The 16,090-nt window shown below is 40.2% G+C and carries 14 protein-coding genes; 2 read left to right on the top strand and 12 right to left on the bottom strand.

The features are described from left to right. Positions 1 to 6: 6 nt before the first annotated feature. The 8 genes from opp4B to HMPREF2731_RS06630 form a co-directional block, all read right to left on the bottom strand. Entirely contained in the window at positions 7 to 969 is a 963-nt protein-coding gene (opp4B, locus tag HMPREF2731_RS06665) for an oligopeptide ABC transporter permease (RefSeq protein ID WP_002290474.1), read from the bottom strand. After that, positions 969 to 1,913 carry an ABC transporter ATP-binding protein gene (locus HMPREF2731_RS06660; RefSeq protein WP_002309831.1) on the bottom strand — a complete coding sequence of 315 codons (945 nt, stop codon included), beginning with the start codon at positions 1,911 to 1,913 and terminating at the stop codon, positions 969 to 971. Before HMPREF2731_RS06660 ends, opp4B begins: the two co-directional genes overlap by 1 nt. After that, entirely contained in the window at positions 1,914 to 2,918 is a 1,005-nt protein-coding gene (locus tag HMPREF2731_RS06655; RefSeq protein WP_002290472.1) for an ABC transporter ATP-binding protein, read from the bottom strand. It abuts the gene before it with no gap. A 267-nt stretch (positions 2,919 to 3,185) separates the two neighbouring features. Next, entirely contained in the window at positions 3,186 to 3,428 is a 243-nt protein-coding gene (gene acpP / locus HMPREF2731_RS06650; RefSeq protein ID WP_002290470.1) for an acyl carrier protein, read from the bottom strand. Between the two features lie 120 nt (positions 3,429 to 3,548). Further along, complete coding sequence (plsX, locus tag HMPREF2731_RS06645; RefSeq protein WP_002290467.1) at positions 3,549 to 4,550, bottom strand: phosphate acyltransferase PlsX; 1,002 nt, start codon at positions 4,548 to 4,550, stop codon at positions 3,549 to 3,551. A 48-nt stretch (positions 4,551 to 4,598) separates the two neighbouring features. After that, a complete protein-coding gene (gene recG, locus HMPREF2731_RS06640; RefSeq protein ID WP_002342312.1) occupies positions 4,599 to 6,635 on the bottom strand; it encodes an ATP-dependent DNA helicase RecG in 2,037 nt (678 codons plus the stop codon). 117 nt (positions 6,636 to 6,752) lie between these two features. Beyond that, entirely contained in the window at positions 6,753 to 8,435 is a 1,683-nt protein-coding gene (locus HMPREF2731_RS06635) for a DAK2 domain-containing protein (protein ID WP_002290465.1), read from the bottom strand. Between the two features lie 51 nt (positions 8,436 to 8,486). Beyond that, entirely contained in the window at positions 8,487 to 8,849 is a 363-nt protein-coding gene (locus HMPREF2731_RS06630) for an Asp23/Gls24 family envelope stress response protein (RefSeq protein ID WP_002290464.1), read from the bottom strand. Between the two features lie 269 nt (positions 8,850 to 9,118). Between HMPREF2731_RS06630 and rpmB the strand changes: the two genes are divergently transcribed. Together rpmB and HMPREF2731_RS06620 are read left to right on the top strand one after the other, a co-directional pair. Continuing rightward, a complete protein-coding gene (gene rpmB / locus HMPREF2731_RS06625) occupies positions 9,119 to 9,307 on the top strand; it encodes a 50S ribosomal protein L28 (protein WP_002290463.1) in 189 nt (62 codons plus the stop codon). A gap of 238 nt (positions 9,308 to 9,545) precedes the next feature. Continuing rightward, on the top strand, positions 9,546 to 12,215 hold the full coding sequence (locus HMPREF2731_RS06620; RefSeq protein ID WP_047929620.1) for a YfhO family protein: 2,670 nt from the start codon (positions 9,546 to 9,548) through the stop codon (positions 12,213 to 12,215). 326 nt (positions 12,216 to 12,541) lie between these two features. Here HMPREF2731_RS06620 and truA read toward each other — a convergent pair whose 3' ends face one another. The 4 genes from truA to HMPREF2731_RS06600 form a co-directional block, all read right to left on the bottom strand. Beyond that, a complete protein-coding gene (truA, locus tag HMPREF2731_RS06615; protein WP_070872611.1) occupies positions 12,542 to 13,288 on the bottom strand; it encodes a tRNA pseudouridine(38-40) synthase TruA in 747 nt (248 codons plus the stop codon). 203 nt (positions 13,289 to 13,491) lie between these two features. Next, complete coding sequence (locus HMPREF2731_RS06610) at positions 13,492 to 14,289, bottom strand: energy-coupling factor transporter transmembrane component T family protein (protein WP_002309837.1); 798 nt, start codon at positions 14,287 to 14,289, stop codon at positions 13,492 to 13,494. Beyond that, positions 14,279 to 15,148, bottom strand: a complete 870-nt coding sequence (locus HMPREF2731_RS06605; protein WP_070872609.1) for an energy-coupling factor ABC transporter ATP-binding protein — start codon at positions 15,146 to 15,148, stop codon at positions 14,279 to 14,281. The genes HMPREF2731_RS06610 and HMPREF2731_RS06605 overlap by 11 nt, the downstream gene beginning before the upstream one ends. Next, on the bottom strand, positions 15,124 to 15,963 hold the full coding sequence (locus HMPREF2731_RS06600) for an energy-coupling factor ABC transporter ATP-binding protein (protein ID WP_002290456.1): 840 nt from the start codon (positions 15,961 to 15,963) through the stop codon (positions 15,124 to 15,126). Before HMPREF2731_RS06600 ends, HMPREF2731_RS06605 begins: the two co-directional genes overlap by 25 nt. Between the last annotated feature and the right edge of the window lie 127 nt (positions 15,964 to 16,090).

The raw sequence follows: 16,090 nt of genomic DNA, 5'->3' as shown, positions 1-16,090 counted from the left end.
TTGGTTTTATTGAATCCGAATACGCGGGTCAACGATACTCATAATAATATCTGACAGTAACGTCCCCACTAGCGTCGCGATTCCTAAAATCAATACTAAGGATGTGATCACGGTGTAGTCTCGTTGACCAATAGAGTCAATAAATAGTTTCCCGACTCCTGGATAGCCAAAAATCTTTTCGATAACTACAGAACCAGCAATCAACGAAGTGATTTCATACCCCATTTGCGAAGCCATCGGCAACGCTGCATTCCGGAAGATATGTCTACTGAATACTTTATTCGTCGGTACCCCTTTGGAACGGGCTGTTCTGACAAAATCAAGCGACTTCGAATCGATTACTTCGCTTCGCAGATATTGGATCGTAACGGCAGTCGCCAGAAATGCTTGGGTAATCGATGGTAGCAGAATATATTTCAAGCGATCTATCCACTGAGTGATAAATCCCCCTTGCAAACCTAGTGTTTGAGAACCGCTTGTTGGGAACCAGCCTAAACGATAACCAAAAACAAACAGCATGATCAAGCCGAAGATGAATAACGGAACAGCAAAACTAAAGAAGTTATAAATCACGACGATCTTATCCAAGATCGAATTTTGATACCGGCCTGCTAGCATCCCTAGAGGCACAGCAATCAAATAAGTAAGGACAACTGTCAAGATCGATAGATATAACGTGTTGATGATCCGTTCACCGATTAGGTCAGCAACAGAGCGTTTGTATAAGAAACTTTGACCAAAATCGCCTTGCAAAGCATTTCCGATCCAACGGAAGTACTGGACATACCATGGGTCATTCAATCCAGCTGATTGTCGCATTTGTTCGATCACTGCCGGATCTTGGTTTGGGTTGATCAAACCAGTAAATGGATCCCCTGGCATCGCTTGGGCTAATAAGAAGATCAGAACACTTAAAATAATAACTTGCGGGATCATCAATAAAACACGTCGCAGAATCGTTTTCCACATTAGCTCGCACCTCCATCTTTCAACGCCACTTTATGTGTAGTTGTGATCGTACGCAAATCGTAGACTCGGCCAGTCGCATCATAGTATTCTCTTTGGTTTTGGATATACTCTTGTTCTACTTTTCGGCGATTTTCTTTGTGGCTTTCCCGATTTTCTACATCGATTTGCGGAATTGCTGAAAGCAGACGTTTCGTATAGATGTGGCGCGGGTCATTATAAATGTCCTCTCTTGTACCGATTTCTACAAATCGACCTTTGTACATAATTGCGATGTTGTCGCACATATGTTTTACTACACCTAAATCATGAGAAATAAATAAATAGCTGAGACCGTATTCTTGCTGGATCCGTTTCATGAAATTCAATACTTGTGCTTGAACAGATAGATCCAGAGCAGATACCGGTTCATCGGCCACGATTAATTTTGGATTAGTAGCAACAGCGCGGGCTACTCCTAGACGTTGGCGTTGTCCCCCTGAAAATTCATGAGGATATTTGTAAAGTGCATCTTCCGGCATCCCAACGATATCTAGCAATCCTTTTACCTTCTTCTTTTCTTCTTGATCGCTTAACCGTTCAAAATTTCGGATAGGTTCTGCAATGATATCCAATACTCGTTTTTTAGGATTCAAACTAGACATTGAATCTTGGAAAATCATTTGTACGTCTTTGTTATAACCCATTTTTTTTCGGTTGCTTCGCTTCGTTACATCTTTTCCTTCATACATGATTTGTCCAGCTGTCGTCTTTTCTAAACCAACGACTGCTTTTCCTGTAGTGGATTTTCCGGAACCGGACTCTCCCACCAAACCATACGTCTTTCCTTTTTCGATAATAAAATCCACACCATCTACAGCATATACATGATCCGTTACTCGATTGAAGAATCCACTGCGAATAGGATAATGAACTTTCAGGTCTTTGATTGTGATTAATTCTGTCATCTACACCTCTCCTTTTTCGTCTCTAAAGTGGAAATGCTTGTAGCAAGAGCAACGTACCAAATGGTTCGGAGCGACTTCATGAAGGATAGGTTCTTCTTCGTGGTCACTTGCTGGTATCCACGGAATACGTGGAGCAAATCGGCACCCTTTACGAGGCATGTTTTTCAGAGAAGGAACCACACCTTCGATCACATGGAGTTCTGCATCATGATTTCCTTCTTGAGGTATAGAGTTCAATAAAGAGCGCGTATAAGGATGTTTCGGATGATCAAACAGTTCTTTTACACCCGCTACTTCAACAAACTGTCCGCCGTACATCACTGCCACTCGATCAGCCATTTCTGCTACGACTCCTAAGTCATGAGTGATCAGGATGATTCCTGTTTTTGTTTCTTCCTGAAGATCTTTCAGTAAATCAAGAATCTGTGCTTGGATGGTTACATCTAGGGCTGTTGTCGGTTCATCTGCAATGACGATTGGAGGTTTGCAGGCGATTGCGATCGCGATGATGACACGTTGTCTCATACCGCCTGATAATTCATGGGGATATTGACGTCCAACTCTTGCTGGATTAGGAATCCCTACTTGTTCTAGTAATTCCAGTGCGCGAGCTTGACGCTGTTCTGCATTCATCTTTGTGTGATAGGAAAGTCCTTCTTTGATCTGGTCTTCGATTCTCATGAGAGGATTTAATGCAGACAACGGATCTTGGAAAATCATTCCGATATCATTTCCGCGGATTTTATTATAAAGCGTTTCGTTCAGTTCGATTAAATTCAGATCGTTATATAAAATTTCACCTGTAATTTTTGTGTTATTAGGATCAAGTAATCCCATAATCGTAGTAGCTAATGTACTTTTCCCGCACCCAGATTCCCCAACGATTGCTAAGATCTCGTTTTTGTCTAAAGTAAATGAAACATCATCTACTGCATCATAATAGTCATCTTTGAGTCGGAAGCCTGTATGTAGGTTCTGAACTTCTAATAATTGATTATCTGACAATCGAATACCCCTCTCTGCTTCCTAAACGGAAGTTTTTCTTAGTAAAGAAAGAACATTACACAGAATAAAGCGTTTTATAACAAAGGTTATTCTTATATTTGTGTAATGAATTATTAATAATTATATAGAAAACCGCTTTACTTTGCAACATAATTTCTAATTATCGCCAGAATTATCAGAAAAATGTCTTTTCCGTGTCAGAAAGATTAAAAAAAGAAGGATGAAAAGTTGCATATAACTTTTTATCCTTCTTTGCTTTTATTGAAATTATTTGAGATGGCTGCTGATATAATCTACTGCACCGCCAACTGTTTCAATTTGTTCAGCGTCTTCATCTGAAATTTCTGTACCGAATTCATCTTCAAGTTCTAAAACGAATTCCATAATACTAATTGAATCAGCTTTTAAATCATCTTTGATGTTCAATTCATCCGACACTTTATCGGTATCTATCTCAAAATGATTTGAAATAATTTTCGCTACTTTGTTAAATACTTCTTCGCGAGTCAACTTTTTCACCTCCAAGAATCATACACTTGTCAATTACCTACACCATGGCTAATTTTACTGACATTTTTCAGGATTGTCCACCTTTTTTTAACGAACCGGATTGCCTCAGCTATCTGAATATTATTCTTCGCTTTTTTCAAATTGTTCGACTAACTGCCCTACTACATTTGTTTCAAGCATCGTGTGGATTTGGCGGATCGTATAGCGGACAGCATCAGGACCTGTTGCTCCGTGGGTTTTAATGACTGGTGCTTTCAAGCCAAACAAAACAGCTCCGCCATGTTTGGAATAATCCATTTCAGATTTTAAAGAACGCAAGCCGTCTTTTAAAAGCATGGCGCCCATTTTCCCTTTGATCCCTTCGTTTAGAATAGCGGATTTTAATAGATCCATCATATTCATTGCCGTTCCTTCAATGGATTTCAAAACAGCATTGCCTGTAAATCCATCTGTGACTACTACGTCAGCCACCCCATTGAGCAACTCGCGCGCTTCTACATTTCCAATGAAATTCAAACTGGTTTCATTCTGAAGAAGTTCATAGGCTTTTTTCGTCACTTCACTACCTTTTGTGGCTTCTGTTCCGTTGTTTAAAAGAGCAACGCGGGGACGTCCGATCCCTCGGACTTTACGTGCATAGAAAGAACCTAAAATACCGTATTGCAACAAATGTTCTGGTTTATTTTCTGCGTTAGCGCCAAGATCCAGCATATCGAAACCGGCACCTTCTTTTCCTACTACTGGCAAGGTAGACATCAAGCCAGGGCGTTCGATATTTTTGATACGTCCTACGATGAACAAACCCGCTGCTAGCAGCGCACCTGTATTCCCTGCTGAAAATATAGCATCCGCTTCGCCGTTTTTCACTGCTTGTGCAGCAAGGACCATTGAAGCAGTCTTTTTCCGTCGGATCGCTTTTACTGGCTCATCATCACTATTGATTTTTTCGTCTGTATGGATAATCGTAATGTTTTTTTCATTTGTTAAGTATTTCTTGATTTCTGCTTCTTTTCCGTAAAGTAAGAATTCTACTTCTGGAAAATCTTGCTGAGCTAAAGCCACGCCTTCTACAATTGCTTGAGGTGCGTGATCTCCGCCCATTGCATCTACGGCAATTTTCATTGTTCCCACTCCTTTTTCCATCATCATTATAAAGTATAGCATAGTCTGCTAATCGAAATAACGATTATCCTGATTTTCTATCTGGAGGCTTTGTGCTAGAGGCTGATACTCAGGCAGCATCTGCCAATTCTTTATCTGCCAAAGAGCTGCAGCCTCTTCTCTGGCTACCTCCAAAACATTTCCATCCGTCACCAAGTCAGCAATCGCAAATTGAGGTAAACCAGATTGTCGGAAGCCGAATACTTCACCGGGACCGCGTAATTCCAGATCTTTTTCACTTAGTACAAAACCATTGGTGGTCTCTGTCATGATTTTCATCCGTTCCACGCCTAGTTCATTTTTGGGATTAGCAACTAAGATACAGTAGGAAGCATCACTTCCGCGTCCAACACGTCCACGAAGCTGATGCAGCTGTGCCAAACCAAATCGATCCGCATCCATAATCAGCATGACGGTTGCGTTTGGCACGTTTACCCCTACTTCTATTACCGTAGTAGAAACTAATATCTGCATCTGGTTATCTTTGAAAGCTTCCATGATCACTTCTTTTTCCTGATTCTTCATTTTACCATGTAACAAGCCAACTTCATATTTTGGCGCAAATAGTTCACGAAGTTTTTCATAGATTTCCACTGCGTTTTTTACGTCTAATGCTTCTGATTCTTCGATCAGTGGACAGATGACATACATTTGATGTCCTCTTGCCAGTTCTTTCCTTGTCCAATCCAGTACACTGTCTAATTGAGGTGTTCTTACCCAGCGTGTTTCAATAGGGATACGCCCAGCTGGAAGTTCATCAATGATCGATACATCCATTTCACCGTACGCTGTGATAGCTAGCGTTCTAGGGATCGGAGTGGCTGTCATAAACAAGACATCAGGTCGCCAGCCTTTTTCACGAAGGACTTTCCGCTGATTCACACCAAAACGGTGCTGTTCATCCGTAATAACTAGACCTAAATTCTGAAATTCAACTCCATCTTGGATCAATGCATGTGTACCGATCACGACGTTGATTTCTCCTCGTTCTAGTTTTTCAAGGAGTTCACGTCGTTCTTTTGTTTTCGTTGACCCTGTAAGCAATGCGACCGTTACTTCATTGGGATCAAACAGCTGTTGCAAACTTTCCATGTGCTGTTGTGCCAAGATTTCGGTAGGCACCATCAACGCACCTTGGAAACCCGCTGTAACGGTGGCATATAATGCGATTGCGGCAACCACTGTTTTTCCGCTACCTACATCTCCCTGCAAAAGTCGCTGCATATGTTGAGGACTGCGAAGATCCCGACAGATTTCATTCGTTACTCGTTTTTGGGCATTTGTCAGTTCAAAAGGTAGCTTTTGAGTAAATTCTTTTAATTTTTGGACATCATAAAGGATCTCCAAGCCATTTGTTTCTGCTTTTTCTGCTTTTTTCAATCCTTGAAGACGCATTTGAAATAAAAAGAATTCTTCAAAAACGACACGTCGTTTGGCTTGGTGATTTTCTTCGTGGTTTTTCGGAAAGTGCATACTTCTTACAGCGGAAGCTCGGTCAAGTAGTCGATATTTCTCCACAAGGTTGTTCGGCAGGTTTTCTTCGATCAATGTGCCGTATTCTTGGAACCCTTTTTTGATTAGATCAACTAATGTCGTTTGACGAATCGATTTATTGACGTGATATATCGGCGAAAAGTCATCCATTGTTTGAGAACCTAAAATCTTCATCCCGTTCAAGGCTTTACGCTTTGCATCCCATTTACCGTATACGGCGATTTCCTCCGATAAAATGACTTTTTCTTTTAGATAAGGTTGATTAAAAAAAGAAACGTTGAACACATCATGTTCTTGCATCATACGAAATTGCAATCGGCTTTTTTTATAACCAAATCGATTCATCACAGGAGGAGAGACTACGATTCCTTTCAAAGTAACCTTTTCTTGATCTTGGATCTCGTTTAGATTTCTTTCCTGAATATCTTCGTAGCGAAAAGGATAATAAGTCAGTAAGTCTTCAATCGTTCGGATACCCAAGCTGGCAAGACTAGCTGCTCTTTTTTCTCCGACTCCTGCCAGCATAGTGATTGGATCATCTAAAGAACGCATATATTTTTTCCTCCCTCCTTTAACAAAAAAAGGACTTGGTCAGTGATCATACCTGATCACTAACCGAAGGCCTTTTATGAATGAATACTGTGTTAGAAAGATATTCTGTCACAGGAATTATTCAGCAGAAAATAGATAAGGATAGACAGGCTGATCTCCTTGGTGGATCTCGATTTCCAAATCAGGATGTTTTTCTGTTAGTTTCTCAGCAAATTCATTTGCTTGTTCAACTGTTCCTTCATCACCTGCTAAGATCGTTACGATCTCTGTGTCCTCATTGATCATTTGTTCTAGTGTACTTAACGCTGTTGCTGTGATATCTGGGTTAGAGATCATGATTTTTCCATCAATCATGCCTAAAAAGTCGCCTTCTTTGATCTCTACACCGTCGATTGAGGTATCTCTGATTGCGTGAGTGACTTGACCACTTACGACGCTAGACAACATTTCTGTCATCGTTTCTTTGTTTTCTTCTAAAGAAGCTTGATCATTGAATGAAAGCATAGCCGTCAATCCTTGAGAAATCGTTCTTGAAGGAACGACTGCTACTGGGATATCTGCTACTTCTGCCGCTTGATCAGCTGCCATGAAGATGTTTTTGTTGTTCGGTAAGACAATCACTTTATCTGCGTTCACTTCTTGGATCGCTTTAACGATGTCTTCCGTACTTGGGTTCATTGTTTGCCCACCACTGATAACATAATTAGCGCCTAAACTTTCAAACAGCTCTTGGACGCCTTTACCAGCAGCGATTGCTACGATACCATACGGGATACGTGGTGTTTCTTTTTTCGCAAACTCGTTCACTTCTTCATCATGTTCCAAAATCGTCTCATGCTGCAAGCGCATGTTGTCGACTTTGATTTTGACTAATGAACCGAATTTTTGTCCATAGTTCAAGACTTCTCCTGGGTTTTCTGTATGCACGTGAACTTTGATGATCTCGTCATCATTGACCACAAGTAAAGAATCTCCAATACCATCTAAATAGTTACGGAATTCTTCGTAGTCGAACGTGCTATCAACAGTAGGTCCTTCACCGATTTTCACCATGATTTCTGTACAATAACCAAAATGGATATCTTCTGTCGCCATTTGTCCTTGGACACTGCGATGGTGCTCTGCATTGACCATATCATCCATTTCTGCTGGAGAAGGTTCATATGTTTCATCCGCTTGGAATTCTCCATTCAATGCGCTTAAAAAGCCCTCATAAACAAACAGCAATCCTTGTCCTCCACTGTCTACAACACCGACTTCTTTTAGGACTGGAAGCAAGTCTGGGGTTTTAGCTAAAGCACGTTTTGCTCCTTTTACAACAGCTGTCATCACTTCAACGACATCGTCTGTACTCTTAGCTTTCTTTTCTCCAGCTTTTGCTGCTTCTCTAGCTACTGTCAAAATCGTTCCTTCTACTGGTTTCATTACTGCTTTATACGCAGTTTCAACACCATGAGTGAATGCTGCAGCAAGATCAGAAGCATTTAATGAGACAACATCTGGAATTTGCTTAGAAAATCCTCGGAACAATTGAGACAAAATAACGCCGGAATTTCCGCGCGCACCCATCAACAATCCTTTTGAAAGCATTGCTGCTAATTCTCCTACTTTTTCTGAGGTTGAATCTACTACTGCCTTCGCTCCACTAGTCATAGATAGATTCATATTTGTTCCCGTATCACCATCTGGCACAGGGAATACATTTAATGAATTGACGTATTCTGCATTTACTTGCAGACGATTCGCACCAGCCTGCACCATTTCCTGGAACTGGCTTGCACTTATTTCTGTTACACTCACCTAGATAATCCTCCTTCAGATCGACTGCTGAGTTATCAGCCAGTCTCCTGCCTAGTCTGGCAGTACACGAACACCTTGTACAAAGACATTAACCGAATTGGCAGCTACACCTAATAATGCCTCTAGATTGTATTTCACTTTTTCTTGGACGTTGCGAGAAACTTCAGAGATTTTCGTACCATAGCTGATAATCGTATAAACATCTACAGCAATACCATTATCTTCTTGGCGGACAACTACTCCTCTTGAGTAATTTTCTTTACGCAAAATCTCAGTAATATTATCTTTAATTTGATTTTTGCTGGCCATTCCTACAACACCGAACACATCTGTCGCGGCGCCACCAACAACTGTTGCAATTACATCATTGGTAATTTCAATGGTTCCAGCTGACGTTTGAATTTTTACAGCCATGAATGAGCCTCCTTAACGGGTAAAATACTCCCATTTTTCTTCTATCATATTTTATCATAGCGCAACTTGAAATAAAAGGCAGTTACCCAAAGTACTCAAAAACCTTGCAAAATTTCAGGTATAACCCTGTTTAATTTACAATTATTCTTCACAAATGTCAATTGTATCCATGAAAATGTACTTGCAAATTTCCAATCTATATGATATGTTAGTCTGGTATGAGCTGAATTATTCTATTGCTCCAAATCAAGGCAAAGGAGGAAATTACCATGGCAAAAGTTTGTTACTTTACAGGTCGCAAGACAAAAAGTGGAAACAACCGTTCACACGCTATGAACTCAACAAAACGTACTGTTAAACCTAACTTACAAAAAGTTCGCGTTATGGTCGACGGAAAACCTAAAAAAGTTTGGGTGTCAACTCGTGCTTTGAAATCAGGAAAAGTTGAACGCGTTTAATTGAATGATACTTGGACCGTTCAGATAGTGAACGGTTTTTTATTTAATAAAAATTTTGGCGGGTGGAATTTTTGATTCCTCCCCTTTTTTTGTGTTTATTTTTGTTATACGAACAAATTGTGAAGTTATTTATTCCCAAATTTTATTTTTTTATGAAAACTAGACTCTTTTTAAGCAGAGAAAAACAAGGATATGATAAACTAAATACAACTTCATAGAAATTTGGTGGAAAATAAATATGAAAAAAAACTTAAAGTCATTCTTTAGAGAAAACGGACGCTACGCAGCAGCTAGTTTCCTGATTCCGTTTTTGATTTTAGCACTTGTTTATTTAAGTATCGGGATCTATCCCGGGAGCAGCAGAAGTATTTTGGCAAGTGATGCCTTTTCACAATTTTCTAATTTTCATGCAAGCTTCCGAAATGTCCTTCTTGGAAAGCAAAGTATTTTCTATACATGGAATGCTTCTCTGGGCTTGAATTATCTATCTTTGATTTCTTATTATCTCGGCGGGATCTTCACGCCACTGGTTTTCTTCTTTCCAAACCAGATGATGCCAGATGCACTTTATGTTCTGACTTTGCTTAAAGTCGGCTGTGCCGGATTAGCTTTTTGGTTTCTTGCACGCACGTTCAAGATTCCTCGCTGGGGGCATGTTGCACTTAGCGTCAGTTACGCATTGATCTCATTCATTACTGCACATTCGGAGATCATCATGTGGCTGGATGCATTTGTTTATCTTCCATTAGTGATTTTGGGGATTCATCGTGTCATGGATCTGAAACGGCCGAAACTTTTATTCATCAGCTATTTGCTCTTGTTTCTATCCAGTTTTTATATGGGCTTCATGATTGGTGTCTTTTCTTTCTTATATTTTATTGCCCGTCTATTGACAAACTGGTCAGAATACAAAAAATCGATTGTTCCTTATGGGATCACTTCTTTACTGGCAGGCGGCGCTTCAATGATCATTGTATTGCCAGCAGTACTGGATCTTCGCTCAAATGGCGAAGCATTGAGTCAAATCACTACGTTGAAAACAGAAGCGACTTCTTATCTGGATCTGATCATGAAAAACATGATTGGTGTTTATGACACCACAAAATACGGTTCGATTCCGTTCATTTACGCAGGTCTACTTCCGTTGGTCCTTTGCTTGTTTTATTTTGCCAGTCGGAAAGTACCGTTGAAAAATAAGTTTTTGTACGGTGGTCTTTTCGCCATACTTATCGCAAGTTTTTATCTTGTCCCATTGAATTTGTTCTGGCATGGTATGCATGCACCGAATATGTTTTTATTCCGTTATGCCTATCTGTTCTCTTTCTTAGTTCTCCTGCTTGCAGGAAAAGGATGGGAAAAGATAGAACAAGACGATCGTGGGCTGTTGTTAGGAATCATTTTGGTCGTAGCTACTCTCTTTGCGGTGGCATGGGGCATCAAACCTGAAGGAAGCTACACCTATGTGACGATGACCTCCTTTGTATTGACAGTTGTTTTCTTAGGGATCTATGCTTTTGCTGTGGGATTTTATCAGCATAAAAAACTTTCCTTCAATCATCTAAGTATATTGTTGTTATTGATCATGTCTGCTGAGGCTCTAGTCAATACGAACAGCATGATCCATGGTATCCTTGATGATTGGAATTATGCTTCCCGCAGTTTGTATACGGATCCTTCTCCTGACTTGAAAGCTCTTGTAAATGAAACAAAAGAAGATTCTGACTCGTTTTACCGCTTAGAAAATCTGGATCCGGTATCGCCAAACGATTCGATCAACTACGGTTACAGTGGCATCAGCTTGTTTTCTTCTATAAGAAATCGTAATTCTTCCTCTTATCTGGATACATTAGGGTTTCGTTCAAGAGGGACAAATTTGAATATCCGTTACAATAATAATACTTTGCTGATGGATGGCTTTACAGGAATCAAATACAACATTTCTAAGAACGAAAGCACGTTCAGCAAATATGGCTTCCGCCAAGCTGGTCAAAGCGGCGACTATACACTGTATCAGAATGTCAATGCATTGCCACTAGCATTTACCGCACCGTTATCCGTTAATGATATTGAGCAGCCCGTAACAGATAATTTAACTAGTCAGACAAACTTGATCAATACATTATCTGGTCTAAATGAACAGTATTTTACATTCTATACGCCTACTTTGAAGAATCAGTTAAATACGACAATTACAAAAACAACGACTGGTGTGACTTATTCAGAGACGGCAGACAATCAACCGAAAGAGCTCACATGGGAAGTCCATGTACCTGCAAATACACAAGCTTACTTAAGTTTGTTCCCAACCAATTTTGCACAATTAGAAAGTTCTAGTGCAACGATTACTGTCAATGGTACATCGAGGAAAACGCAAATCAATATTTCTGGACAATACTATGATCTTGGCTATTATCCCCAAGAGACAACGGTGACATTTACTGCAAGTTTTTATGGGACGAAAGAAGTAAGTTTCATGGAGCCGAAAGTCGTTGGTCTAGATGTTGTAGCCTATCAAGCCGCAATGAATCAGATCAAAGAAAAAGGTGTCGAAATGGAAGCCTCTGGCAGAAAAGCTTCTGGAACTGTAGATACCGCAGAAGATTCTATGTTGGTGACGACTATTCCTTACGACAAAGGATGGAAAGCCGAAATCGATGGGAAGCCAGTCAAAGTCAGCAACTTCAAAAACGCATTCTTGATGCTAAAAGTTCCAGCAGGTAAACACACGGTTACTTTCAGCTACTTGCCTGAAGGATTTATAATAGGTGCAATCCTTTTTGTACTATGCATTGCATTGTTTATTCTCTATGTCTGGTACCTTGACCGCAATCAACCCTTCTATGGCACGATTGATCCAACAATAGAAGAAAAACCGCGAAATACACACAGAAGAAGACGAAGAAAATAAAGAAACGATGGAACCTGTTCAGACTGTCTGCCAAGGGCAATCAAAACAACGTTCCATCGTTTTTAGTTACAAAAAAGTAGTGTGCAAAAAGAAGGTTCACTTATCCATGCTTCGTTCACAAGTTGTGATATTCATCAAACGTGAGAAGCTGTTTTTTGAAATTGTTTCTTGTGACTCAGAGCTAAATGGCAGGCTCACAACCTCTTCCTTAAACAGTGTTCAATCAGCTGTCCTTCGGTATTAGCTCAACAAATGGCAAAATATGAGAAACTATTTTGGTTTGGCTGTTCTTATTACTTGATGCAGAACCGCTTTTTCACAACCTCTTATTCATATTTCACTTCATACAAATAAAGTCCTTCAGGGTGTGCTGTAGGTCCTGCTGCATTACGATCTTTTTTCGCAATAATATCTGGGATACTATCTTCAGGCAATCGGCCATTGCCAATTTTCAAAAGCGTTCCTACTAAGATCCGTATCATCTTATACAAGAAGCCATTTCCCCTAAAAGTAAACAACAATTCGTCTTTTGTTTCATTAACCTCCATCTTAGCCTCGTAGATCGTACGTACTTTATCCTCTATCGAGCTTCCTGATGCACAAAAAGAGGTGAAATCGTGGGTCCCTAATAAATCAGGAAGTGCCCGCTGAATTTTTTCCAAATCAATGGGGTAAGGAAAATAACTTGCATAATGGCGTCGAAAAGGACTGCGTGGTTTCCCTATATCCACTCGAAATTGATAAGTTTTTTCTTTGACCAAATATCTTGCATGGAATTCTTCTGAAACGATTTCTACTTGTCTTACAGCGATATCCTCTGGTGACTGGGTATCTAACGCAAAACGCATTCGTTCTAACGGGCGTTCTTCTGGATAATCAAAATGGATCACTTGCCCGATTGCATGTACTCCGGCATCTGTCCTTCCCGAACCAAAGACCGTGATTTCTTTCCCATTTGCCATTTTTTGTAATGTTTTTTCTACTTCTTCTTGAACAGTACGTCCATTTGGCTGTTTCTGGAACCCATTGAAATTTGTTCCGTCGTATGCAATGATTGCTTTGTAACGTACCATGGTTTTCTCTCCTTTGTTTCTAAAAAGTTGTCTAGAAATAGTGGTTTTTCCAGATAATGTTGTTTGTTCTTTTTTTCAAATAAAAGAAAGAGGCCTGTGACATTAGTCTGCCACAGACCCTAATGTTTCTTGTCATACACTGCTCGCATACTTTCTTGCAAATAGATTAGCAAGAAAAGGATAGATAGCGGTCCACTGAACGTTTATCCTCTTAAAAAGATCAGCAGCACGGTTAATAATATAAAAGCAATGATAACCATCGTGTCTCTATTATGCCAATGCAAGACACGATATTTCGTTCTTCCTTCCCCGCCCTTGTAGCCCCTTGCTTCCATAGCGGTCGCAAGATCTTCCGCTCGGTTGAAACTGCTGACAAATAAAGGAATCAGCAAAGGAATGACTGCTTTCATTTTCTGAACTAGATTGCCTTCACCAAAGTCAACACCACGCGCGCGCTGAGCGTTCATGATCTTTTCTGTTTCATCCATCAATGTAGGCACAAAACGAAGAGCAATCGACAGCATCAAAGAAATTTCGTGGACTGGGAACCGTACGGCTTTCAATGGACGAAGCAAGTACTCAATCGCATCAGATAATTCCAAAGGCGGTGTAGTAAGCGTGAGTAGCGTCGACATAAAAATAATCAACACGAATCGGCAGAAAATAAAGAGACCGTTCATCACACCAAATTCAGTGATATGGAAAACACCCCAACTCCAATAAGTTTCTCCTCCGCTGGTGAACAAGATTTGCAAAGCTACAGTAAAGAGGATCAGCCAAATCAATGGGCGAATACCTCGGATAAAAAATTTCAAGTCTACTTTTGATAAGAAGACAGAAAATAATGTGAAAACTGCCAATACAAGATATGTTTCCCAATTATTTGCTAAAAAAATGATACCAATAAAATAAAAACTGGCTAATAATTTGGCTCGGGGATCCAATTGATGGATCAAGGAATCTCCTGGCATATAACGACCAAATATCAATTTATTCATCATGGGCATTTCCTCCAGCAGAATGGACGATGGCGTCTGCTAATTCTTCAGCTGTCAAAGGTAAGGTAGTGAAGTCCATCCCTTTAGCCATTAATTCTTCTGCAAATTCTGTGGCAGTAGGTACGCCTAACTGTTTTTCTTTTAGCCATTTGATGTTTTGAAAAACCTCTTGAGGCTGCCCGCTATTAACGATTCGCCCCTTCTCCAGTACATAGACATAGTCTGCAAAATTGGCTACATCATCCATTAAATGCGTCACTAAAACAATAGTAATCTGTTGTTCCTTATGAAGACGCCAAAACATCTCCATCATTTCTTTTCTGCCCTGAGGATCAAGCCCTGCCGTTGGTTCGTCCAATACAAGTACTTCAGGCTTCATGGCAAGCACACCAGCGATTGCTACTCTACGCATTTGCCCTCCTGAAAGTTCAAATGGTGAACGGTCCAAATAGCTTTCATCCAGTCCAACTTGTTCTAACGTTTCTTTTGCTAGTATCAGCGCTTCTTCTTCACTGACACCAAAGTTTTTAGGACCGAAGGCAATATCTTTTGCCACCGTTTCTTCGAATAGCTGTGCTTCTGGAAACTGAAAGATGATGCCGACTTTTTTTCGGATCGGCTTTAGATTTTTATTATCCGTATCTGGCTGAATGTCGCGTTCTCCAATATGGACGGTACCGCTTGTTGGCTTAACAAGCGCATTCAAATGTTGGAGTAAAGTTGATTTCCCGCTTCCGGTATGCCCTACTAATGCTGTATAACTGTTTTCTTTGATCGTCATATTGATGTCAAATAAGGCTCGTTGTTCAAATGGTGTATTCGGCTGATAAGTGAAGTCTACTTGTTCAAAACGGATGTCCATAACCAATCCACCATCCTTTCTTCTGTCATATATTCACTTGGCACATCTACCCCGCGTTCTTTCAGTGCACGCTTCAGTTTTTCAGGAAATGGTAGATCTAGACCTAAATCAATCAGTTCGGGTCCCGCAGAAAAGATTTCTTTTGGTGTACCTTCACGGACAAGTTCTCCTTGCCTCATCACTAATATCCGATTGGCATTAGCTGCTTCATCAATATCGTGAGTGATAGATATAACGGTCAATTGACTTTCTTCTTTGATCTTCTTGATCGTAGAAATCACTTCTTCACGGCCTTCTGGATCTAGCATACTTGTTGCTTCATCTAAAATAATGATATCAGGTCGTAAGGCAACCACGCCGGCAATAGCAACACGTTGTTTTTGTCCTCCTGATAAACGAGCAGGCTCGCGTGTAGCAAACTCAGCCATTCTAACTTTCTCAAGTGCATCTTTCACACGTATCAGCATTTCTTCTCTGGGAATCCCTTGATTTTCAAGACCAAACGCAACGTCATCTTCTACTGTCGAACCAACGAACTGATTGTCTGGATTTTGAAAAACCATTCCAACCATTTGCCGGATCGTCCAAATGTTTTCTTCATCCAATACTTGATTTCCGACTTTCACGACCCCTGATTCTGGCAGAAGTAGCCCATTGATTGTTTTGGCAAGTGTCGATTTTCCTGAACCATTGTGTCCAATAATAGCGATCCACTCACCTTTATCAATTGTAAAGGAGACATCTTTCAATGCGGGGCGAAGATCATCTGGCTGGTATTTATAATTTATTTTCTCTAATTCAATAATTGGCTCCATGATTACTCCTTCTTCATCCTAAAGTTCCTACTAACACTATCAAAAAAAGACAAAATTTTCAATTATTTCTCGCTTAAAATGTTTTTTTATGCCTTCAAGCAGAGATGTCATGACAGTTAATTGAAGG

It is taken from the genome of Enterococcus sp. HMSC072F02 (assembly GCF_001837725.1).
Taxonomy (GTDB): Bacteria; Bacillota; Bacilli; order Lactobacillales; family Enterococcaceae; genus Enterococcus_B; species Enterococcus_B lactis.
The sequence above is the reverse complement of the archived record's forward strand: the minus strand, read 5'-3'. Positions and strand labels throughout refer to the sequence as shown.